Here is a 20,380-nt window from a genome sequence, read left to right on the forward strand (position 1 = left end):
TCGACAGCCGTCAATGCCCGGCCGATACTGGCCGGGTGAACAGCAGCCGAACGGCGGGGCTGGACCTCGAGCTGGTCGACGTGGGTGCGCCCGGGTGCTCCCCGGCCGAGCTCGCCGGCGCGATGAGCGCCGAGCAGGCCGCCGACCTGGCCCGCACCCTCAAGGCGCTGGCGGACCCGGCGCGGCTCCGGGTGCTCGCCCTGGTGGCCGGCAACGAGGGCCGCGAGGTCTGCGTCTGCGACCTCACCGAACCGCTGGGCCTGTCCCAGCCGACCGTGTCCCACCACCTCAAGGTGCTGGTGGACGCCGGCTTCCTCACGCGCGACAAGCGCGGGGTCTGGGCCTACTTCTCCCTGGTGCCCGGGGCGCTCGACGCGGTGGTGACCGCGCTGCCCGGCGTCCGTGGACGCAGCGGTCTCACCTGAGGAGAGGCCGCAGGTTCTCCGTCCAGACGTCCCAGCCGACCCGGCCGATCAGCGCGGTGACGACGACCAGGAAGACGACCCGGATGAAGCGGCTGCCCCGGGCGGTCGCCGTCCGCGCACCCAGGTACGCCCCGAAGGTGTTGGCCGCACCGAGGAGGAGGCCCAGACCCCAGAAGACGGCGCCGTACGGGGCGAAGAAGAGCAGGGCCCCCAGGTTGGTGGCGACGTTGACGATCTTGGCCTTGGCGCTGGCATGGAGGAAGTCGTACCCCAGCAGCGAGACCATGGCGAACACGAGGAACGACCCGGTGCCCGGACCGAGGATGCCGTCGTAGAAGCCGATCCCGGCGCCCGTCGCCGCGGCGACGCCGTGGTGGCGACGCCCGCTGTGGCGCAACGCGGTCACCTCCCCGAGGGAGGGACGCAGCACGGTGAACGCCGCGATCGCGATGAGCGCGACCACGATGACCGGTTTGAACACGCTGGCCGGCAGCGCGGCGGCCACCGAGGCCCCCGCGAAGCTGCACACCAGAGCGACCCCCGCCATCGGGAGGGCGGTCCGCAGGTCGGGGTGCACGCGGCGGTAGTAGGTGACGGCGCTCGTCGTGGTGCCGAAGACGGAGGCCAGTTTGTTGGTCGCGAGGGCCTGGACCGGGCTCATCCCCGGGACCAGCAACAACGCGGGCAGCTGCAGGAGGCCGCCGCCACCGACGACGGCGTCGATCCACCCGGCTGCCAGTGCGGCGACCAGCACGAGCGCGAGCACCTCGGGGGTCAGCCCCTCGGGGAGCAGTTCGCCCGGGAACACGTGCGTCATCCCGGCCACCGACTCCTCTCCTCGGCCCGGTCGTCTCCCCGTCGACGGAACGGGACGGCGCGGCCGCTCACCGAGAGTCTGCGTCCCGCCCACCGTTGGTCCCTGCGACGACGCGTGAGAGCTCGGCAACTCCCCGCCGCCGACCGCGGCTCACCCGCCGCGCGGAGCCGTTCAGACCGTCGAGGTCCCGGCCTCCTGCGGCACCGGCACCGGCCGGCGCACCCGGGTGCGCCGGCGGGAGAGGGCCACGCCCAGCAGGCACACCCCGCCCCCGACGACGGCCAGCGCCGGCGGCACCTCGTCCAGCAACCCCCAGCCCAGCAGCACGACGATCGGCGGCACCAGGTAGGTGGTCGCGCCCAGCCGGCCGGCGTCCATCCGGCGCAGCGCGTACGCCCAGGTGCTGAAGGCCAGCGCGGTCGGCACCGCGCCGAGGTAGACGGTGCCGGCGATCGAGGACGCGGGCGCGGTGCCCAGCTCGTCGACGAGCACCCCGGCCCAGGGCAGGGTGCAAACCGCCCCCATGGCGCAGGCGGTGAAGGTCACCTGCAGGGCGGGCAGCCGGCGCAGCAACGGCTTCTGCGCCACGACGCCGGCGGCGTAGGTGACCGCCGCGACGACGCACAGCGCGACGCCCAGCAGGTCGGCACCGGCGCTGCGGGTGGCGAAGCCGATCAGCAGCACCCCGCAGAAGGCCACGCCCAGGCCGATGACCAGCCAGCGCGGGAAGCCCTCGCCCAGCAGCAGGCCGGCGAAGACCGCGATCAGCACCGGGCCGATGTTGACCAGCATCGCCGTGGTGCCGGCGTCCAGGTGCTGCTCCGCGGCGTTGAGCGCCACGTTGTAGATGCCGAACCAGCCGATCCCGCAGACGGCGAGCAGCCGCCACTCCCCCGCGGTCGGCGCCACCCAGCCGCGCCGGGCGAGCAGCGCACCGAGGACGGCGGTGCCGACGGCCAGCCGGCCGAGCGCCAGGGCCCCCGGTGAGAGGTCCTCGCCCACCGCCCGGATGCCGATGAACGCCGACGCCCAGGCCAGGACGGTGACGCTGACGGCGAGGAGGGTGAGCGGGTCGCGCGGAGCGGGGCTGGACACGCACCGGACGCTAGGCGGCGCCGACGACGGGATCCGGCGGTTTCCGGTCGTCGCACCCGCATTGGCCGTCCCGTCCCGGACGATGGCCGGATCGATGCGGTCAGACCCGGGACCCGGGGTCGGGGTGGTCGGCGAGGAACCGCTCCGCCCGCCGGGCCTGCCGCCACAGCAGGCCGGCCACGGCGAGCAGCACCACCGTCGCCAGCGCCGTGAAGGCCACGGTCCACTGTGTCGGTTCGCCGATCGCGCGTCCCAGTTGCTGCACGAGGACGCCGACGAGCAGCAGGAGCTGGTCGCGCTGCAGCACCAGCCGTCGGGCCTGGGCCCTGGCCAGCGGCAGCCGCGCCGGGTCGACCGCCGACCGCCCGTGGACCTGGGCGAGCAGGCTGCGTCGCTGTGCCCAGCTGAGCACGGCGGTCGGCTGCCACCACGCGGCCTGGAACAGCCCGGTCAGCCACGCGACGAACCCGTAGCCGACCATCACCGCCAGGCCGGCGCCCTGGACGACGAGGCCGGCCGCCTCCCAGCCACCGGACGGTCCGGGGTCGGGCACCAGTGCGTCCGTGGACAGCACCGCCACGAGCAGCGCGCCGGCCAGCGCCAGCACCGTGAGGGCCAGCACCCACGACCAGGTGAGCAGCCGTGGGCGTGCCCTGGTGCCCGGGGCCCGTCCGGCCCTGGCCAGCGCCTGGGCCCAGCGGGGATCGTCGTCCGTCTCCGCAGGTCCGGTGCGCGCCGAGGTGGGGTCCACGGTGGGCAGGGTGTCGCAGGGGACCCCGCCGACGCCAGCCCGTGGCTGGCACGATGCCGGCATGAGCGAGTCCCGGCACCTCACCGTCTCCATCGACCGGCCCGCCGCCGGCGTCTACGCCTGGGTCCGCGACCCGGCCCACCTGCCGCTGTGGGCCGCCGGCCTGGCCAGCGGCATCCGGCGGGAACGGGGCGAGTGGGTGGCGGACTCCCCGATGGGCCGCGTGCTCGTGCGGTTCGTGCCGGTCAACGAGTACGGGGTGCTCGACCACGACGTCGTCCTGCCCGACGGCACGACCACCACCAACCCGGTGCGGGTGCTCGCCGACGGCGCCGGGAGCGAGGTGGTCTTCACCCTCCGCCGGGCGGCGGGCGCCACGGCGGAGGAGTTCGACGCCGACACCGCGGCGGTGGCCGCCGACCTCGAGACCCTGAAGCGGGTGCTCGAGGCCGGCTGACCCCCACTGCTGGTCGGCCTGCGCTGCGAGTCTCAGCGCTCCTGGTCGGTGGGGCGCACCAGCACCTCGTTGACCGCCACGTGGGCCGGCTGGCTGACCACGTAGAGCACCGCCCGGGCGATGTCCTCGGCCTGCAGCCGGGTCATCCCCGCCGCCATCTCCTGCGACGCCCGCTTGGCGTCGGGCTGGGTGATGTGGTCGGTCAGCTCGGTGGCCACCGCACCCGGCTCGACCAGGCTGATCCGCACGCCGCGGCCGGTGACCTCCTGGCGCAGCGACTCGCTGAAGGCGTTCACCGCCCACTTGCTGGCGTTGTAGACCCCGGCGCCCTTGCGGGCGGTCCGGCCGGCGACGCTGGACATGTTCACGACGTCGCCCGACCCCTGCTCGACCATGCCCTCGATCGCGGCGTGGGTCATGTACAGCACGCCCAGCACGTTGGTGTCGATCATGCGGCGCCAGTCCTCCGGGTCGGCGCCGACGATGGTGCCCAGCAGCATCACCCCGGCGTTGTTGACCAGGACGTCGAGCCCGCCGAGCTCCTCGCGGGTGCGGGCGACCGCCGCGGCGCAGGCCTGCTCGTCGGTGACGTCGAGGTCCAGCTGCAGCACCCGGGCACCGTCGTCGCGCAGCTTCGTGGCCAGCGCGTCGAGCCGGTCCTTGCGCCGGGCGCCGATGGCGACCGCCGCCCCGGCCTCGGCCAGCGCGATCGCGGTCGCCTCGCCGATCCCCGACGACGCCCCGGTGACCAGGGCGACCTTCCCCCTGCAGCGGCCGGCTGTCCTCGTTCATGCGATCCCTCTCTCCCGGGCCGACCGGTGCGGCCCCGGAGTCGCAGTGCCCCGGGACGGCGGGCCGCACGCCCCCGCGGCGCGCCGGGCCGGCTGCTCAGCCGAGGCCTGGCGGCTGGTGCACCGACCAGCCGTTGCCGTCCGGGTCGGAGAAGAAGCAGAAGCTCCCCCAGGGGTGCTCCTCGACGTCGGTGACCGCGACACCGCCGGCGCGCAGGGTGGCGTGTGCCGCGTGGACGTCGTCGACGTCGAGCTGCACGCCGCGCAACGAGCCGGGTTCGGCGTCGACGTAGCCGGCGGTCAGGGCGATCGAGCAGGCCGAGCCCGGTGGCACGAGCTCCACGAACCGGTGGGCCGCGTCGACCTCGATGTCCTGCTCGACCCGGAAGCCGACCTGGTCGACGTAGAACGCCTTCGCCCGGTCCACGTCCGTGACGGGGACCGTGACGAGCTGGAGTCGGAAGTCCACGTGGCCTCCTGGCTGGCCGTGCTGATCACGCGTCCGGCTGGTGTCGGCGGCCATCATCACGTGCCCCGGCAGGATCCGTACAGGCACGCCGTCGCGGCACGGTCCCGGACGTGCCACCGGCCCGGCTCCTCGCGAGGAGCCGGGCCGGTGGACGGACGGGTCAGCGGGTCCGGTTGACCCGGTCGACGTCGGAGGGGTCGGGCCCACCCGGGTCGGTGTTGTGACTGCCGGCGGCCCCCAGCGCCGGACCGGTGCCGGCGGCGAAGCCACCCTCCTGGTACAGCGCCGCCTTCATCTCCGCCGGGGCCAGCATCCGGGCGACATGCCAACCGACGACGGCGACGATCGTGCCGAGCGCGATGCCACCCAGGGAGAAGTCGTCGGTGAAGGACAGGTCGACGTTGCCGATCCCGATGATGATCCCGGCGGCCAGCGGCACCAGGTTGATCGGGTTGGCGAAGTCGACCCGGTTCTCCTTCCAGATCTTGGCGCCGAGCAGGCCGATCATCCCGTAGAGGACGACGGTGATCCCGCCGAGCACCGCACCGGGGGTGGCGTTGACGATCGCGCCGAACTTGGGCACCAGCCCCAACAGGATCGCCACCAGGGCGGCGACGTAGTAGGCCGCGGTCGAGTAGACCCGGGTCGCGGCCATGACGCCGATGTTCTCGGCGTACGTGGTCGTCGGCGACCCACCGACCGAGGTGGCCACCACGGTGCCGATGCCGTCGGCGAACACGGCCCGGCCGAGCACCGGGTCGAGGTCGCGCTTGGTCATCTCACCGACCGCCTTGACGTGCCCGGCGTTCTCCGCGACCAGGGCGATCACCGCGGGCAGCACCAGCAACGTGAAGTTGAGCGAGAACGACGGCCCGGTGAACGTGGGCAGCCCGAACCAGTCGGCCGCACCGACGCCGTCCAGGTTGACCCGGTCGTGGGTGGTGACCTCACCGACCCCGGCGTCGAACGAGGTGATCTGACCGGTGGTGGCGTCCAGCAGCAGCGAGAGCAGGTAGCCGAACACCAGGCCCAGCAGGATGGAGATGCGGGCCCAGAAGCCGCGCAGCGCCAGCGAGGCGACGATGACGAAGGCCATGGTGGCCACCGCGACCCACTGGTCCTGCGGCCAGTACGTCTGCGCGGCGACCGGGGCCAGGTTGAAGCCGATCAGCAGCACGACGGCGCCGGTGACTGCCGGGGGCAGCACCTTGTTGACCATCCGCGGGCCGGCCGCCTGGATGAGCAGGCCGACGAGCGCGAGCACGATGCCGGCGACCAGGATCGCACCGACGACGTCGCTGCTGTCCCCGCCCTGTGCCCGGACGGCGGTCACGCCGCCGACGAAGGCGGCGCTGGTGCCCAGGTAGGAGGGCACCTTCCCCTGCACGATGAGCAGGAAGATGATCGTCGCGATCCCGCTCATCATGATCGCCAGGTTGGCGTCCAACCCCATGATCAGCGGGAAGACGAAGGTCGCCCCGAACATGGCGACGACGTGCTGCGCGCCGATGCCGACCGTCAGCGGCCACGACAGTCGTTCGTCGGGGGCCACCGCCTCACCCAGCGGCGGGGTCTTCCCGTCCCCGTAGAGCTTCCAGCCGAGCGCCATCAGTCCTCCTCGCAGCTCCGCCGAGCAAGTAGCTCAGCGCTGAGGTACCGGACAGTGGCAGAAGTCTGCGGATCACACCAGGGGGTCGTGGACACGTTCCCATCACGGAGCACCGGGTGAACACGGCCGTAACACTCCGGACGCGCGACCGCCTCAGACCAGGGACTCGAGCCCGTCGTCCAGGACCGCGGCGACCACGCTCTCCACCGGCGGCCGGTGCGGCTGGTCCAGTCCGCGGATGCGCGAGGCGTGCAGCGCGAGCAGCAGGTTCAGCCGCAGCGTGGGGTCGCTGGTGAAGGGGCCGAGCAGCCGCTCCAGCTTGCCGATCCGGTAGCGCATCGTGTTGTAGTGGAAGTGCAGCCGGCGGGCGGACTCCGCGACGTTGAGGTTGGTCTCCAGCAGCACCCGCAGCGTCTCCCGCAGGTCGACCGAGTCCGGGTCGGAGGAGTCGGCCAGCGTGCCGAGCACCTCATCGACGTAGGAGCGCAGCTCGTTGCTGTCCGGGATCAGCGACAACAGCCGGAAGACGCCGAGCTGGTCGAAGTGCGTGACCGCGTGGCCGCCGTGGATCTCCTGACCGACCACCAGGGCCCGCTGCGACTGCTGGTAGGCCTCCCCCAGTGCCGACAGCGACTCGGCGGGGCGGCCGATCCCGGTGCCCAGCAGCCGGCCCACCCGGCGCAGCCGGGCGTTGACCCGGGCGGTCACCGAGGCGACCAGGCTGGAGAGCTCCTCGGGGGTGCGCCCGTCCAGCGGCAGCACGGTGACGATCTCCGTGGCCAGCCCGGCGACCGCCGCACCGGCGACCTCGCTGTCCACCGCCGCCCGCCAGCCGTCGGCCAGCCGGTCCAGCACGTCCAGTGCCCGGGTCGGGTCGGCCCCGGCGTCGGCCACCGTCTCCGTGGCGGTCACCAGGACGACGACCGGGCCGTCGAGCCGCCAGCCGAAGGAACGGGCGTAGGCCAGCGCCCGCTCGGTGTGCGCGAACGTCCCGCCGACCAGCCGGCGCACCATGTCGCCCTGGAACCGCAGCTCCACCGAGTGGACCGCCTGCGAACGGATCTCCGACAGCGCGGCGATGACGGCGGCCTGCTCGAGCACCGCGCCGGCGCCCAGCAGCATCGGGCCGTGCCGGTTCACCGCGACCAGCCAGCCGTGCCGCTGGTCACCGGCCATGATCGGCGCGACCGCGTACTCCCCCAGCCCGCCGGGCAGCTCGTGGTGCCCCGGCACCAGCAGGATGCCGTCGGCCGGTGAGAGGTCGGCGTCGGCGAGCACGTCGGCCGGGGTGACCACGCCCTGGTCGGCGCGGTTGCCCGACAGCCGGCGGGAGGGGGTGAGGTCGGCGAACGCGTCGTCGGCCGCGGCGTCGAGCAGCCACAGCCAGTCGCGGATCTCGGCGACCTCCTCCGCCGGGCCGGCATGGGTGGCCACCTCGCGGTCGGGGCCCAGGCCGAGCACGGCAGCCCCCGCGAGGAAGGTCGACACCTGCGTGGTGACCTCGGACAGCCCACCGCCGGACAGCGCCACGTCGATGAACTGGTTGTGCATCCGGTTGGCGAGGCTGAGGGCCTGGGTCTGCTTGTCGATGATGGCGCCGAGCACCTCGGCGACCACCTCGTCCAGCCGCGCGCGCGCGGGCAGCGCGAGCACCGGGAAGCCCCGGCGGTCGGCCTCGGCCAGCAGCTCGGCGGGGACGTCGCCGGCCGGGTTGCCCGAGCCGGCCTCCGAGCGGTACGCGAGCGCGCCACTGCCGGCCCGGTGCAGCCGCTCGATCAGCGCCCGGCTCTGTGCCGGGTCGCCGCTGGGCAGCCGGGCGCCCAGCACGACCAGCAGGTCGGGGCCAGCACCGGCGAGCGGGTCGGCCGGGCCGTCGACGGCCACGTGCCGGACGATCCGGCGGGTGCCGGTGGCCCCGCCGACGACGAGCGTGCCGGCCAGCCCCGGCAGCTGCAGGAGCTGGTCGACGGTCAGGCCCATGCTGTCCTGGAGCGCGGTCCGATCCGACGGCGGGAGCTGGGAGAGCACCGGCTCGGAGGACGCCGGGATGGCACTGAAGGTAGCCATCCGGTCGCTGGGTGCAGCGTATGTCACAGATGCATCACGTTCAGTCACTGTACGTACCCCCAAAACACCGTGCACGAGCCTGCTGCGCAAGATTCTGTCAGACGTCTCTGGACGGCAGAAGGCACGCTTGGCGACAATCGCCATACAGGCACGGGGGACGCGCCACGTGGGTTCGGGCCCCGGTCCTGTGTCCCGGCTCGGATGGTAGGCGGCTTGGTCGATCGACGGGCGGCTCGGTGTCCCGGCCAGGAGATCCAGATCGGGACGGGCCCGCTGCCGGCGTCGCCCGCCGACCGCACGGGTGGAGGGCACATGCGCACCATCGACGAGAGCACTGGCGGCCACGGCCGGGACACGACCCACGACGACCCCCACACCGGGCAGGCCGCCCGGGCCGGCGTCCCGACCATCCCCCTGCCACGCGAGTCCGCCGCAGGCGGCGCCCGGACTCCCGGCACCTCGGTGCCCGCCCAGGCCAGCACGGGGATCGCCGACCTGCTGCGCGGGCCGGTCCGGTCGGCGCGGGTCCTGCTGTCGGTCCCTGCCGCGGTGTACCTGACGGTGCAGACCCCGCACGGCCCCGACGTGGTCGGCGTGCTCACCTCCGACGCGGCCCGGCTCCCGCTGGGCTGTGTGCTCTTCCGGCCCTCGAACGGCCGGCCGCTGGTCTCGGTCCCCAGCGGCGCCCCCGCCCGGCTGGGCGGCGGCCGGCTGACCGTCGGGGACCTGACCGTCAGCGCCGCCGCGTGGTGGGACCCCCGCCCCAAGCTGCCCACCGCGCGCCCGGCGCTGCTCCCCGAAGGGGTCCGCCAGCTGCGTTCGGCGCTCTACGGCGAGGGCGTGCCGCACAGCGCGTTCGTCCTCCCCGGCCTGCCCAGCGGGCCCAGCGGTCCGCTCGCCGCGCTGCGCGGCGCCGTCCGCCGGGCCGACGTCGACGCAGCGCTGCGCACCGCCACCCGGCTGATCGGCCTGGGCCCCGGCCTGACCCCCGCCGGGGACGACGTCCTCGCCGGCGTCACCGCCGGGCTGGTGCTGCTGGGGCACCCCGCCGCCGAACGGTTCGGCGCCGGGGTGACCGGGCTGGCCGCCGGGCGCACCACCGAGCTGTCCCGGGCGCTGCTGCGGCACGCGGCCGCCGGGCGGGTCAGCGGCGAGTTCGCCGCCGTGCTGCGGGGCCTGGTCGGGCACGGTGCGCTCGCACCGGCGATCGCCACGCTGCTGGCCACCGGCTCGACCAGTGGGCGGGCGATGGCACTGGGGCTGTGCACCGCGATCGACCTCGTCGACCGGACCAGCCGCCCGCGCTGAGCCCGGTCGGGGTCCGACCGATCAGCGGGCCGGGCCCGGGAGGAGCGGCCCGAGCCGGTCCCACTGCGAGATCCGGCAGCCGTCGGTCCGGGAGAGCTGGAGGTCGACCGGGTCGCCGCGCCAGAGACCGGTGACGTGTGCCGTCTGGGGTCCGCCGAACTGCTGGGTGCACATCGCGTCGTCCGGCACCGGGGCGAAGGGCTCCTCGAGGCTCTCCAGGTGCTGGCAGGCGGCCTCGGCGTCGGGCAGGTCGCCCTCGACGGAGCCGACGCAGGTGAGGGTGTAGCGCTCCACCGGTGCCCCGTCGCCGGGGTCGTACTCGATCACCAGGTCGTTGTCGGCGCTGCCGATGCCCCCGGAGCCGGGATCGGTCGCCGGGTCCGACGCGGTCGGGCCGGCCGCAGGACTCGTCGGGGGTGGCGTCGAGGAGCCCGCCGCCGTGCCGTTGTCGTCCCCGGTGCCACAGGCGGCGAGCAGCATCAGCGGGACGACCAGGGAGGAGAGGACGACGCGGCGCATGCCCGCCAGTGTGCCCGGGTCAGATGCGGGAGGCGGCGATGCTGGTGACCAGGATCGCCCGCGCGCCGAGCTCCCAGAGCTCGTCCATCACCCGGTTGGTGTCGTCCTTGAGGACCATCGCCCGCACGGCCGACCAGCCCGGCGTCTGCAGCGGGCTGACCGTGGGGCCCTCGAGCCCCGGGGTGCGGGCGGTGGCCCGGGCCAGCAGGTCGTTGGGGCAGTCGTAGTCGAGCATCACGTAGCGCCGGGCGACCAGGACGCCCTGCAGCCGGCGGCGCAGCTGGGCCACGGCCGGCACCTCGTCGGCCCCGGCCCGGCCGACCAGGACGGCCTCGCTGGCCAGCACCGGGTCGCCGATGATCCGCAGGCCGGCCGCACGCAACGTCGTCCCGGTCTCCACCACGTCGCAGACGGCGTCGGCGACGCCGAGCCGGCAGGCGGTCTCCACGGCGCCGTCGAGCTTGACCACGGCGGCCTTCATGCCCGTCTCGTCCAGGAAGCGCTGCAGCAGCCCCGGGTAGGCGGTGGCGATCCGCTTGCCCTCCAGCTTCGCCACCTCGTCGACCGGGGACTCCGCCGGGCTGGCGAAGCGGAACGACGACCGGCCGAAGCCCAGCGGCATCACCTCGGCCGCCACGTCACCCCCCTCGGGCGGCGTCGTCTCCAGCAGCATGTCCCGGCCGGTGATGCCGACGTCCAGCGTGCCGGCCGCGACGTAGATCGCGATGTCCCGCGGACGCAGGTAGAAGAACTCGGTGTCGTTCTCGGGGTCGTAGACCGCCAGCTCACTGGTGGTGCGCCGCTGCCGGTACCCGCTCTCGGCGAGCATCGCGGCCGCCGGCTCGCTGAGGACACCCTTGTTGGGCACGGCGACGCGCAGCACGGTGGAGCTCCTTCGATGAGAACGGTCGGACGGTCAGGCCCCGTCCCGAGGCTCGCCCCGAGCGTGCGAGGGGTGAGGAGGACGGGGTCCTTCCTCAGAGGTGAGCGTAGACGTCGTCCAGGCCGAGCCCGCGGGCCAGCATGAGCACCTGCACGCGGTAGAGGAGCTGGCTGATCTCCTCCGCCGTCCGCTCGGCGCCCTCGTGCTCGGCGGCCATCCAGGACTCGGCCGCCTCTTCCACGACCTTCTTGCCGGCGGCGTGCACGCCGTCCCGCACGGCGGTGACGGTGCCCGAGGCCGGGTCGCCGGACTCGACCTTCTCGCTCAGCTCGGCGAACAGCTGGTCGAACGTCTTCATGCCGGGCCGACCACGAAGCCGGTGCTCTGCTTCGGGCTGCGAAGCTCGCGCAGCACCAGGGCGGTCTGCAGCGCCGCGGCGGTGGCCTCCCAGCCCTTGTCCTCGCCGGAGTCGTCCATGCCGGCGCGGTCGCGGGCCTGCTGCTCGCCCTCGGTGGTGAGGACGCCGTTGCCGACCGGCTTGCCGGAGTCCAGCGACACCCGGGTGAGGCCGGCGGTGAAGGAGTCGCAGACGTACTCGAAGTGCGGCGTGCCGCCGCGGACGACGACCCCCAGCGCCACGACTGCGTCGTGGGTGGCGGCCAGGGCCTGGGCGACGACGGGCAGCTCGATGGCACCGGGCACCCGGACGACGGTCGGCTCCGCGATGCCGGCGGCCTTCGCGCAGGCGATCGACCGCTGCAGCAGCGACTCGGTGATGTCGCCGTGCCAGGTGGTCGCCACGATGCCCAGGGTCAGCCCCGCGGCGTCGATCGGCTCCTGCCCCGGTGCTCCGGACCCGCTCATGAGTTCTCCTCGGTGCTGTTCGTCGTCAGGTGGGACGGTGCAGTGTGCCGTGGGACGGGTCGCGACCCGGTCACAACGGCTGCTCGTCGGCGCGCCGCTCCGGCGCGGGCGGCTGGCCGCCGGTGTCGGGGCCGTCGGGCTCGATGATCTCCAGCAGGTGTCCCATCCGGTCCCGCTTGGTGCGCAGGTAGCCGACGTTGTCGACGGTGACGTTGCTGGGCAGCGCGACCCGGCCGGTGATCTTGAGGCCGTAGCCCTCCAGCCCGGCGCGCTTGGCCGGGTTGTTGGTGAGCAGGCGCATGGTGTGGATGCCCAGGTCGACCAGGATCTGCGCACCGGTGCCGTAGTCGCGGGCGTCGGCGGGGAGCCCCAGGTCGAGGTTGGCGTCGACGGTGTCCACGCCGGTGTCCTGGAGCTGGTAGGCCTGCAGCTTGTGCAGCAGGCCGATGCCCCGACCCTCGTGCCCGCGGATGTACAGGACGACGCCGCGGCCCTCCTGGGCAACGGCGGCCAGCGCGGCGTCCAGCTGCGGGCCGCAGTCGCAACGCAGCGAGCCGAACACGTCGCCGGTCAGGCACTCGGAGTGCACCCGCACCAGTACGTCCTCACCGTCGTTGGCGGTGATGTCGCCGTAGACGAAGGCCACGTGCTCGCGCTCGTCGTAGGAGCTGCGGTAGCCGACCGCGGTGAACTCCCCGGCGCGCAGCGGCACCCGGGCCTCGGCGACCCGCTCGACCAGCTTGTCGAAGCGCTTGCGGTAGGCGATCAGGTCGGCGATCGAGACCATCACCAGGTCGTGCTCGTCGGCGAAGACGCGCAGCTCGTCACCGCGGGCCATCCCGATCGGGTCCTTCTCGCTGACCACCTCGCACAGCGTCCCCGAGGGGCGCAGGCCGGCCAGGACGGCGAGGTCGACGGCGGCCTCGGTGTGGCCGGGGCGGCGCAGCACGCCGCCGTCCTTGGCGCGCAGCGGCACCACGTGCCCGGGGCGGGCCAGGTCGGCGGAGCCGGTGTCCGCGGCGGCCAGGGTGCGGATGGTGTGCGCCCGGTCGGCGGCGGAGATGCCGGTGGTGACGCCCTCCCGGGCGTCGACGGTGACGGTGTAGGCGGTGCCGCGGCGGTCCTGGTTCACCCGGAACATCGGGGGCAGGTCGAGCCGGTCGGCGTCCTCCTCGGTGACCGCCACGCAGATGTAGCCCGAGGTGTACCGGACCATGAAGGCCACCAGCTCGGGGGTGGCGAGCTCCGAGGCGAAGATCAGGTCGCCCTCGTTCTCGCGGTCCTCGTCGTCGATGACGACGACGGGCCGGCCGCTCTTGACCGCCGCGATCGCGCTCTCCACCGAGTCCAGCCGGAAGGCGGTCATCCTCGTGCTCCCAACAGTCGTTCGACGTACTTGGCGATGACGTCCACCTCCAGGTTGACCGGGTCACCGGGGGCTCGGTCGCCCAGGGTGGTCTCGCGCAGGGTGGTCGGGATGAGGCTGACCTCGAACCAGGGCTCGGGTGAGTCGGCGAGCGCGCTCACGGTCAGCGAGACGCCGTCGACGGTGATCGAGCCCTTCTCCACCACGTAGCGGGCCAGCTCGGCCGGGACGGCGATCCGCACGACCTCCCAGTCGTCGCCGGGGGTGCGGGAGACCACGGTGCCCACGCCGTCGACGTGGCCCTGCACGATGTGGCCGCCCAGCCGGGTCTGCGGGGTGACGGCGCGCTCCAGGTTCACCCGGTCGCCGGAGCCGGTGGCGCCGAGGCTGCTGCGGCGCAGCGTCTCGGCCATCACGTCGGTGCTCCACACGCCGGTGCCGTCGGGCCCGGGCTCGACGCCGGTGACGGTCAGGCAGACGCCGTTGACCGCGATCGAGTCGCCCAGCACGACGTCCTCCAGTGCCTTGCGGGCCCGGATGCGCAGCACCGCGCTGTCCGCGCCGTCCTCGCGCACGACCAGGGTGCCGAGCTCTTCCACGATGCCGGTGAACACCTCAGCTCCCTCCGCCGGTCGACGCTGTCCACCCAGTGTGCCGGGTGGGCCGCAACCGGATCTGCACGTCCCCGCCCATGCGGGTGACGTCGGTGACCTGCAGGTGCAGCGCCTCGGTGATCGTGCTGATTCCCAGCCCGCCCACCATGGCGGCACCGGCCCCGAGCAGCGTGGGCGCGACGTGCACCACGGCCTCGTCGACCAAGCCGGCGGCGAGGAAGGCGGCGGCCAGCGTCGGCCCGCCCTCCAGCAGAACCCGGCGGACGTCGGAGTCGAACAGCTCGGCCAGCAGCGCGGCCGGGGTGGCGGCCCGGCTGACCAGCGTGGGCGCGGCGGCGTCGTGCACCCGGGCGGTGGCCGGCACCCGGTCGCGGCGGTCCAGCACCACCCGCAGCGGCTGCCGGTCGGCGGTGCGGCCGTCGGCGTCGCGGACGGTGAGCTGCGGGTCGTCGGCGAGCGCCGTCCCGGACCCGACGAGCACCGCGTCACAGGTGGCCCGCAGCTGGTGCACGGCGGCCCGCGCCTCGGGCCCGGTGATCCAGCGGCTGGTGCCGTCGGCGGCGGCGACCCGCCCGTCCAGGGTGGTGGCGACCTTCCAGATGACCTGCGGGCGGTGCTCGTGCACCCCCGTCAGCCAGCCGGCCAGGGCGCCCTCGGCGGCCGCGGCCTGCTCGGCGCCCAGCTCGACGTCGATGCCGGCCGCGCGCAGCCGGCCGGCGCCGCCGGTGGCCAGCCGGGTCGGCTCGGGGACGGCGACGACGACCCGGGCGACCCCGGCGGCGATCAGCGCGTCGGCGCAGGGGCCGGTGCGACCGGTGTGCGCGCACGGTTCGAGGGTCACGACGGCGGTGCCCCCGCGAGCGCGCTCCCCCGCCGAGGCGAGGGCGTGCACCTCCGCGTGCGGTCCACCCGGCGGGGAGGTCGCCCCCTCCCCCACGACGGCACCGGCGGCATCGAGCACCACCGCACCGACCGGTGGGTTCGGGCTGGTGGTGCCCAGCACCCGCTGCCCCAGCTCCCGGGCCCGGGCCATCGCCGCCTGCTCGGCGGCGTTCACCGGGGGCGTGCGGCCTGGGCCCGCAGGGCGGCGATCGCCCGGGCGGGGTCGTCGGCGCCGTAGACGGCCGAGCCCGCGACGAAGACGTCGGCGCCGGCCTCGGCGGCCTGCTCGATGGTGTCGGCGTTGATGCCGCCGTCGACCTCCAGGAACAGCTGGAGGTGGCCGGCCTCGACCAGCCGCCGGGCCTCCCGGACCTTCGGCAGCACCTCCGGCATGAACGACTGCCCGCCGAAGCCGGGCTCCACCGTCATCACCAGCAGGGTGTCGAACTCGGGCAGCACGTCGAGGTAGGCCTCCAACGGCGTGCCCGGCTTGAGCGCCAGGCCGGCGAGCGCCCCGGCGGCCTTGAGGTCACGCGCGACGGCCCGCGGGTCGGTGCAGGCCTCGGCGTGCACGGTGACGTTGCGGGCGCCGGCCTCGGCGTAGCCCGGCGCCCATCGCTCCGGGTCGTCGATCATCAGGTGGCAGTCCAGCGGGACCGGGCTGACCGCCTGGATCGCCTGGACCACCGGCAGGCCCAGGGTCAGGTTGGGCACGAAGTGGGCGTCCATGACGTCGACGTGCACCCAGTCGGCGTCGGCGATCCGCTGCACCTCGTCGGCGAGCCGGGCGAAGTCCGCGGACAGCAGACTGGGCGCGATCATGGGTTCCCGTGGCACCCGGTGATCGTAGGGGCCACCCCCGCCCGGCCGGACCGGCGACCGGAGTGCGCCGGCGTCCCGGGATCGGCCGGGCCTCCCCTCGGCTGCCGCCGTGTCGAGCAGCCAGGACGTCGACCGGGTCGCCGTCGAGCGTCGGGCCCGGCTCTGGGGCTGGGCGGCCGTACCGCTGCTGGCCGGCTGGCTCGCCGCGCTCGTGGTGCTGACCGGGGGCCATGCCTTACCGGTCGTCCGGCCTGGCGATGCATCGGCCGTCGAGCCATCGCCCCCTGGCCCGATCCCGAGACGTCGATGTCCCGGCACTCGACGGGCCGCCACCGCACGTGTCCGTCGCGTCGCCCGGATCGAGGCCGCTCAGGCGCAGGCCGGCTCGAAGTCCGGGTCGGCGGGGCCGGTGCGCTGGGACAGCGCCTCGAGCACCCACTGGTGGACGACCGGGTCATTGGGTGCCTGGTCGTGCTCGATCGGGTCCAGCGGGCACTTGTCCTGGAGCACGATGTTGGTGACCTGCTGCGGCGCTCCGTCCAACGCCTGACTGGTGTACGGGGTGACCACCTCGTCGTAGACGGTGGAGATGACCGTGTAGTACGGCCCGGCGACGGTGTCACCACCGGAGTTGAGCGTGGTGAGGAACGGCGAGCCGGCCTGCTGGTCGGTGCAGGCCGCGCAGAGCACGTTGTCGCCGCTGCTGCCGAGGCCCGACTCCGGGAACACCAGCCCCTGGGTGCCGTGGTTGGAAGGAGCGATGCCGACCAGGGCGTGCACGTGTCTCGCGCCCTTGAGGAAGGCCAGGTAGTGCCGCGGCATCATCCCGCCCTGGCTGTGTCCGACCAGGTCGACCTGCTTGGCCTTGGTGGCCTTCAGCACGCGGTCGACGAAGACCGCGAGCTCCTCCGCCGACTCGGCGATGGGCCCGGTGGCAGGGACGCCGTTGGTCACGCCGTAGTTCAGGGAGTAGACGCAGTAGCCGGCGGCCTTCAGCACCGGGGACAGCGTCGACCAGTTCTTCGCCATGCTCTCGAAGGTGCCCGGGACCAGGACGACCGGGTACGGGTGCGCCGCCGAGGGGCGGCACGACCAGTCGTTCGCCCCGGGGGGCGGCACGTCGAGGACGCCGGTCACGGTCACGGCCGGGGCGGCGACGGTCACGGCCGGGGCGGCCACGGCCACGGGTGCGCCGCCGAGGAAGGCTCCCAGCGCCAGGCTGAGAGCGACCGTGGTCATCCGGGACCTGCGACTGCGCACGACGTCCTCTTCTCCTCGGGAGCTGCGGAGCCGCCGACGCCGGTGCTGTCCGCCGGAGGACGTGCTGCCGCCGACGACCGCGACGCTGCGGCTACTGGGCAGTCTCCCCGTGATCAGCGGACCGGCAACTCGGACGGCCGTCCGACCGGCGATGTGCCCAGCTGAGGCAGCCGCCGACGGACCCGGGTGCTCGTCGGCCTCGCCGGACCAGCAGCGCGTCGACCGCCGACTCCTCGACGTCTGGCCCGGGCCGGAGACGTCGACAGCCCAGCACTCGACAGGCCAGCCGCCGACGTGTCCGTTGTGCACGTCCGGGTAGGCGTTCCGGCATGGCATCGGACAACTCAGCACCTGCCCGCTACGACGGCTTCGACCGGATGCCGATCGCCGGCACCTGGCGCGCCGGCCGGGCCGGGAAGACCGCGACCGACACCAACCCCTACACCGGCGAGACCCTGACCGAGATCCCGCTCGCCAACGCCGACGACCTCGACGAGGCCTACGCCCGGGCGAAGGAGGCCCAGCGGGACTGGGCCGCCCGACTGCCCAGCGAGCGCGCCGACGTGATGCGCCGCGCCGCCCGGATCATGGAGGACCGCAAGGACGAGATCGTCGACTGGCACATCAAGGAGAGCGGTGCTGCCGCCCCCGCCGCCGCGTTCGAGTACGCCATCACGCTGCGGGACTTCCACGAGGCGTCGTCCTACCCCTACCGCGTCGAGGGCCGGATCCTGCCCGCCGACATCGAGGGCAAGGAGAGCCGCGTCTACCGGCGTCCGGTCGGCGTGGTCGCGGTCATCAGCCCGTGGAACGTGCCGATGCACCTGTCCAACCGCTCGGTGGCACCTGCGCTGGCGACCGGCAACGCCGTCGTCCTCAAGCCCGCCGGCGACACCCCGGTGACCGGTGGGCTGCTGCTGGCCAAGGTCTACGAGGAGGCCGGGCTGCCCGAGGGGCTGCTGTCGGTGCTGATCGGCTCGGGCAGCGACATCGGCGACGCGATCGTCGCCCACCCGACGCCGCGGGTGGTCTCCTTCACCGGCTCCACCCCGGTGGGCAAGGGGATCGCGGAGAAGGCCGGGCTGAAGAAGCTCTCGCTGGAGCTCGGCGGCAACGGCCCGCTGGTGGTGCTGGACGACGCCGACGTCGGCTATGCGGTGGACGCCGCCGTGTTCGGCAAGTTCTTCCACCAGGGCCAGGTCTGCATGATCACCAACCGGATCATCGTGGACGACGCCGTGCACGACGAGTTCGTGGAGCGCTACGTCGAGCGGGTGCGCGGGCTCAAGGCCGGCGACCCGGCCGAGGAGGACACGGTGATCGGCCCGATCATCAACGCCAAGCAGCTCGAGGGCATCCAGGAGAAGGTCGCCCAGTCGATCGCCGACGGCGCCCAGCAGCTGCTCGGCGGCGACCCGACCGGCCCCATCGGGTCGGTGCTGCCCCCGCACGTGCTGCTCGGCAGCAACGAGGTGACCAGCGCCCGCACCGAGATGTTGGGGCCGGTCGCGACGATCATCCGGGCCCGGGACGAGGACGACGCCCTGGCGATCGCCAACGACACCGAGTACGGCCTCTCCAGCGCCGTGTTCACCGAGGACACCCTGCGCGGGGTGCAGTTCGCGCTGCGGGTGGAGGCCGGGATGACCCACGTCAACGACTCCCCCCTCAACGACGAGAACAACACCGCGTTCGGCGGGGAGAAGGACTCGGGGCTGGGCCGGTTCGGTGGCGACTGGGCGATCGAGGAGTTCACCACCGACCACTGGGTGAGCGTCCAGCACACGAAGCGCCAGTTCCCCTTCTGAGCCGTTCCCGCGTCCCCGGCCGGCGTTCCCGCGGGAACGCCGGCCGGGGACGGGGAATCCCGTTGCCCACCGGCCGGCCGGCGCTCCACGCTGACCACATGTCCCTGCACCCCGACCGGTCCGGCGCGACGCCCGCTGCCAGCCGCCGGTGAACCCGTACGCCGCGCTGGTCCGCCTCCACGAGCGGTACGCGGCCACTCCGGAGGCGCGGACGCGGCTGCTGAACCCGTACACCCTCAGCCCGCACGAGGCGGTCCGGCTGGTGGCCGGCCTGGCCGGTGGCAGCCTCGCCTACACCGACGACGCCGAGCCCTCGGTGCAGGGCGAGGACCTGGTCGCCGCGCTCAGCCTGCTCCCGCTGCTGCGCGCGGAGACCGACGACCTCGAACTCGGCCTGCTGACCATGGCCCGCGGTGAGGGGCTGACCTGGGCACAGATCGCGGACCGGCTGGGCCTGGACGGTGCGCAGGAGGCCCAGCAGCGGCACGAGCAGCTGACCCGGAGGGGCGCCGGCTGACCGGTCCGTGCGGTGGACGCGTTCCCGCGGGGACGCCGACCGCCAGGCGATGACTCCTGGGTACGCCGGCGGTCCTCTCTCCCGTCACCCAGCAGAGGAGCACCGATGGCCGTCGCACACCTGCTCGCCGTCGTCGCGGTCACCGACCTGGAGGCCGCCGCGGCCTGGTACGAGCGCCTGTTCGGGCGCGCTGCCGACAACCGGCCGATGCCGACCCTCGCGGAGTGGCGGGTCACCGATACCGGCTGGGTCCAGGTGCACGTGGACGCCGACCGTGCCGGCCGGGCGCTGCTCAACCTCGCGGTCGACGACCTGGCTGTCCACCTCGACCAGCTGCGGAGCCGGGGGCTCTCGCCGGGTGAGGTGCAGACGGCGAGCAAGGGCGTGCTGCTGGCGTCGGTCACCGACCCGGACGACAACGTGGTGACGCTGATCGGCGGCTTCCGGGTCGTCTACTGAACCTCGGGCTCGGCGCAGGTCGGGCAGCGCCGGCCACCCGCTACCGTGCGCCGGTGGCCAGGGAGCGCAGCGCAGCGGACGACGCCGCGATCCGGCAGGGCGAGGCCGACCTGCACAGCTGGGACCACCGGCGCCGGCTCGTCGTCGAGGCCGTCGTCCTGGTGTTCGCCGCGCTCTACGCCTTCCTCGTGCTCGGCGGCGGAGAGGCTCCGGCCGTCGTCTCCTGGGGGTTCCTCGTGCTGGCGGTGCTGATCCGGACCGCCAGCTGGCACTGGGGCGACCGGGCAGCCCGCATCGACGGCGCCCGGGTCGACTTCGCGCTGCGCCACCACCGGCTGGTCGGCTGGACCCGCGCCGACGCGGTCCGGGCCCGGGCCCAGCAGCGGCTCCGCCGGGCCGGCGTGGTCCGCGCCGTCTGGTTCACCGTGCCGGTGGTGCTCGCCGCCTGCGTCGTCGTACCGCTGGTCGCCGACCCGCCCAGGCCGCAGCTGGCGGTGGTCGCCGGCGTGGCGCTGGTGGCCTCCGGCGTCCAGCTCTGGCTGCACGAGCGGAGCCTGGCCGAGGCCCGCCGCTGGCTCGCCGACCCGCCGGCCTGAC

The 20,380-nt window shown here is 74.1% G+C and carries 23 protein-coding genes; 7 read left to right on the top strand and 16 right to left on the bottom strand.

Translation table 11 applies throughout. The annotated features are described in order from the left end of the window. Positions 1-35 precede the first annotated feature (35 nt). On the top strand, positions 36-425 hold the full coding sequence (locus O2W15_RS15250) for an ArsR/SmtB family transcription factor (RefSeq protein ID WP_269180005.1): 390 nt from the start codon (positions 36-38) through the stop codon (positions 423-425). On the opposite strand, the gene O2W15_RS15255 is transcribed toward O2W15_RS15250, so the two are convergent. The 3 genes from O2W15_RS15255 to O2W15_RS15265 all read right to left on the bottom strand — a co-directional run bounded on the left by O2W15_RS15255 (position 418) and on the right by O2W15_RS15265 (position 3,088). Then, positions 418-1,242, bottom strand: coding sequence for a sulfite exporter TauE/SafE family protein (locus O2W15_RS15255; RefSeq protein WP_269180006.1), 825 nt, complete (start codon positions 1,240-1,242; stop codon positions 418-420). The two genes, O2W15_RS15250 and O2W15_RS15255, sit on opposite strands and share 8 nt — an antisense overlap. A 171-nt stretch (positions 1,243-1,413) precedes the next feature. Then, positions 1,414-2,337 (bottom strand): DMT family transporter, encoded by a 924-nt coding sequence (locus O2W15_RS15260; protein ID WP_269162332.1) that lies wholly within the window; start codon positions 2,335-2,337, stop codon positions 1,414-1,416. A gap of 100 nt (positions 2,338-2,437) precedes the next feature. Then, entirely contained in the window at positions 2,438-3,088 is a 651-nt protein-coding gene (locus O2W15_RS15265; protein WP_269162331.1) for a hypothetical protein, read from the bottom strand. A gap of 61 nt (positions 3,089-3,149) precedes the next feature. On the opposite strand from O2W15_RS15265, the gene O2W15_RS15270 reads away from it, so the two are divergent. After that, positions 3,150-3,545 (top strand): SRPBCC family protein, encoded by a 396-nt coding sequence (locus tag O2W15_RS15270; protein ID WP_269180007.1) that lies wholly within the window; start codon positions 3,150-3,152, stop codon positions 3,543-3,545. Positions 3,546-3,577: 32 nt separating this feature from the next. Here O2W15_RS15270 and O2W15_RS15275 read toward each other — a convergent pair whose 3' ends face one another. From O2W15_RS15275 to O2W15_RS15290, 4 genes are all read right to left on the bottom strand, one after another. Continuing rightward, a complete protein-coding gene (locus O2W15_RS15275; protein WP_269180270.1) occupies positions 3,578-4,297 on the bottom strand; it encodes an SDR family NAD(P)-dependent oxidoreductase in 720 nt (239 codons plus the stop codon). A 136-nt stretch (positions 4,298-4,433) separates the two neighbouring features. After that, positions 4,434-4,862, bottom strand: a complete 429-nt coding sequence (locus O2W15_RS15280) for a glyoxalase superfamily protein (protein WP_331253880.1) — start codon at positions 4,860-4,862, stop codon at positions 4,434-4,436. A gap of 103 nt (positions 4,863-4,965) precedes the next feature. Further along, positions 4,966-6,414 (bottom strand): uracil-xanthine permease family protein, encoded by a 1,449-nt coding sequence (locus O2W15_RS15285; protein WP_269162328.1) that lies wholly within the window; start codon positions 6,412-6,414, stop codon positions 4,966-4,968. A 153-nt stretch (positions 6,415-6,567) separates the two neighbouring features. Continuing rightward, positions 6,568-8,481 carry a PucR family transcriptional regulator gene (locus tag O2W15_RS15290; RefSeq protein ID WP_269162327.1) on the bottom strand — a complete coding sequence of 638 codons (1,914 nt, stop codon included), beginning with the start codon at positions 8,479-8,481 and terminating at the stop codon, positions 6,568-6,570. A gap of 312 nt (positions 8,482-8,793) precedes the next feature. Here O2W15_RS15290 and O2W15_RS15295 point away from each other — a divergent pair, with 312 nt between their 5' ends. Beyond that, on the top strand, positions 8,794-9,789 hold the full coding sequence (locus O2W15_RS15295) for a DUF2877 domain-containing protein (protein WP_269162326.1): 996 nt from the start codon (positions 8,794-8,796) through the stop codon (positions 9,787-9,789). 21 nt (positions 9,790-9,810) lie between these two features. On the opposite strand, the gene O2W15_RS15300 is transcribed toward O2W15_RS15295, so the two are convergent. The 9 genes from O2W15_RS15300 to O2W15_RS15340 form a co-directional block, all read right to left on the bottom strand. After that, the gene (locus O2W15_RS15300; protein ID WP_269180008.1) at positions 9,811-10,308 is read right to left on the bottom strand and encodes an SSI family serine proteinase inhibitor; all 498 of its coding nucleotides are present in this window, start codon (positions 10,306-10,308) and stop codon (positions 9,811-9,813) included. A 19-nt stretch (positions 10,309-10,327) separates the two neighbouring features. Then, positions 10,328-11,191: an ATP phosphoribosyltransferase gene (gene hisG / locus O2W15_RS15305; protein ID WP_269162324.1), complete on the bottom strand. Its 864-nt coding sequence runs from the start codon at positions 11,189-11,191 to the stop codon at positions 10,328-10,330. 94 nt (positions 11,192-11,285) lie between these two features. After that, a complete protein-coding gene (locus tag O2W15_RS15310; RefSeq protein WP_269180009.1) occupies positions 11,286-11,549 on the bottom strand; it encodes a phosphoribosyl-ATP diphosphatase in 264 nt (87 codons plus the stop codon). After that, positions 11,546-12,055, bottom strand: coding sequence for a 6,7-dimethyl-8-ribityllumazine synthase (gene ribH / locus O2W15_RS15315; protein WP_036335008.1), 510 nt, complete (start codon positions 12,053-12,055; stop codon positions 11,546-11,548). Before ribH ends, O2W15_RS15310 begins: the two co-directional genes overlap by 4 nt. A gap of 70 nt (positions 12,056-12,125) precedes the next feature. Continuing rightward, on the bottom strand, positions 12,126-13,421 hold the full coding sequence (locus tag O2W15_RS15320; RefSeq protein WP_269180010.1) for a bifunctional 3,4-dihydroxy-2-butanone-4-phosphate synthase/GTP cyclohydrolase II: 1,296 nt from the start codon (positions 13,419-13,421) through the stop codon (positions 12,126-12,128). Next, positions 13,418-14,035, bottom strand: coding sequence for a riboflavin synthase (locus tag O2W15_RS15325; protein ID WP_269180011.1), 618 nt, complete (start codon positions 14,033-14,035; stop codon positions 13,418-13,420). Before O2W15_RS15325 ends, O2W15_RS15320 begins: the two co-directional genes overlap by 4 nt. 1 nt (position 14,036) lies before the next feature. Next, on the bottom strand, positions 14,037-15,092 hold the full coding sequence (gene ribD / locus O2W15_RS15330) for a bifunctional diaminohydroxyphosphoribosylaminopyrimidine deaminase/5-amino-6-(5-phosphoribosylamino)uracil reductase RibD (RefSeq protein ID WP_269180012.1): 1,056 nt from the start codon (positions 15,090-15,092) through the stop codon (positions 14,037-14,039). Then, entirely contained in the window at positions 15,089-15,754 is a 666-nt protein-coding gene (gene rpe, locus O2W15_RS15335; protein ID WP_269162320.1) for a ribulose-phosphate 3-epimerase, read from the bottom strand. Before rpe ends, ribD begins: the two co-directional genes overlap by 4 nt. Positions 15,755-16,108: 354 nt before the next feature. Next, positions 16,109-16,978, bottom strand: coding sequence for an esterase/lipase family protein (locus O2W15_RS15340; protein ID WP_269162319.1), 870 nt, complete (start codon positions 16,976-16,978; stop codon positions 16,109-16,111). 350 nt (positions 16,979-17,328) lie between these two features. On the opposite strand from O2W15_RS15340, the gene O2W15_RS15345 reads away from it, so the two are divergent. The 4 genes from O2W15_RS15345 to O2W15_RS15360 all read left to right on the top strand — a co-directional run bounded on the left by O2W15_RS15345 (position 17,329) and on the right by O2W15_RS15360 (position 20,379). Next, on the top strand, positions 17,329-18,807 hold the full coding sequence (locus O2W15_RS15345) for an aldehyde dehydrogenase family protein (RefSeq protein WP_269180013.1): 1,479 nt from the start codon (positions 17,329-17,331) through the stop codon (positions 18,805-18,807). A 148-nt stretch (positions 18,808-18,955) separates the two neighbouring features. Then, positions 18,956-19,324 carry a hypothetical protein gene (locus O2W15_RS15350; RefSeq protein WP_269180014.1) on the top strand — a complete coding sequence of 123 codons (369 nt, stop codon included), beginning with the start codon at positions 18,956-18,958 and terminating at the stop codon, positions 19,322-19,324. Positions 19,325-19,429: 105 nt separating this feature from the next. Beyond that, entirely contained in the window at positions 19,430-19,783 is a 354-nt protein-coding gene (locus tag O2W15_RS15355) for a VOC family protein (protein WP_269180015.1), read from the top strand. 53 nt (positions 19,784-19,836) lie between these two features. Continuing rightward, positions 19,837-20,379, top strand: coding sequence for a hypothetical protein (locus O2W15_RS15360; RefSeq protein ID WP_269180016.1), 543 nt, complete (start codon positions 19,837-19,839; stop codon positions 20,377-20,379). Position 20,380 lies beyond the last annotated feature (1 nt).

The sequence above is a fragment of the Modestobacter sp. VKM Ac-2979 genome (assembly GCF_026967995.1).
Lineage (GTDB): Bacteria > Actinomycetota > Actinomycetes > Mycobacteriales > Geodermatophilaceae > Modestobacter.

What these genes read in the sequence shown, in the direction of transcription:
- O2W15_RS15255 (WP_269180006.1), bottom strand. Translation starts at nt 1,242, where the DNA reads ATGACGCACGTGTTCCCGGGCGAACTGCTCCCCGAGGGGCTGACCCCC.
- O2W15_RS15270 (WP_269180007.1), top strand. Translation starts at nt 3,150, where the DNA reads ATGAGCGAGTCCCGGCACCTCACCGTCTCCATCGACCGGCCCGCCGCC.
- O2W15_RS15280 (WP_331253880.1), bottom strand. Translation starts at nt 4,862, where the DNA reads ATGATGGCCGCCGACACCAGCCGGACGCGTGATCAGCACGGCCAGCCA.
- O2W15_RS15285 (WP_269162328.1), bottom strand. Translation starts at nt 6,414, where the DNA reads ATGGCGCTCGGCTGGAAGCTCTACGGGGACGGGAAGACCCCGCCGCTG.
- O2W15_RS15290 (WP_269162327.1), bottom strand. Translation starts at nt 8,481, where the DNA reads ATGGCTACCTTCAGTGCCATCCCGGCGTCCTCCGAGCCGGTGCTCTCC.
- O2W15_RS15295 (WP_269162326.1), top strand. Translation starts at nt 8,794, where the DNA reads ATGCGCACCATCGACGAGAGCACTGGCGGCCACGGCCGGGACACGACC.
- O2W15_RS15300 (WP_269180008.1), bottom strand. Translation starts at nt 10,308, where the DNA reads ATGCGCCGCGTCGTCCTCTCCTCCCTGGTCGTCCCGCTGATGCTGCTC.
- O2W15_RS15310 (WP_269180009.1), bottom strand. Translation starts at nt 11,549, where the DNA reads ATGAAGACGTTCGACCAGCTGTTCGCCGAGCTGAGCGAGAAGGTCGAG.
- ribH (WP_036335008.1), bottom strand. Translation starts at nt 12,055, where the DNA reads ATGAGCGGGTCCGGAGCACCGGGGCAGGAGCCGATCGACGCCGCGGGG.
- O2W15_RS15320 (WP_269180010.1), bottom strand. Translation starts at nt 13,421, where the DNA reads ATGACCGCCTTCCGGCTGGACTCGGTGGAGAGCGCGATCGCGGCGGTC.
- O2W15_RS15340 (WP_269162319.1), bottom strand. Translation starts at nt 16,978, where the DNA reads ATGACCACGGTCGCTCTCAGCCTGGCGCTGGGAGCCTTCCTCGGCGGC.
- O2W15_RS15345 (WP_269180013.1), top strand. Translation starts at nt 17,329, where the DNA reads ATGGCATCGGACAACTCAGCACCTGCCCGCTACGACGGCTTCGACCGG.
- O2W15_RS15355 (WP_269180015.1), top strand. Translation starts at nt 19,430, where the DNA reads ATGGCCGTCGCACACCTGCTCGCCGTCGTCGCGGTCACCGACCTGGAG.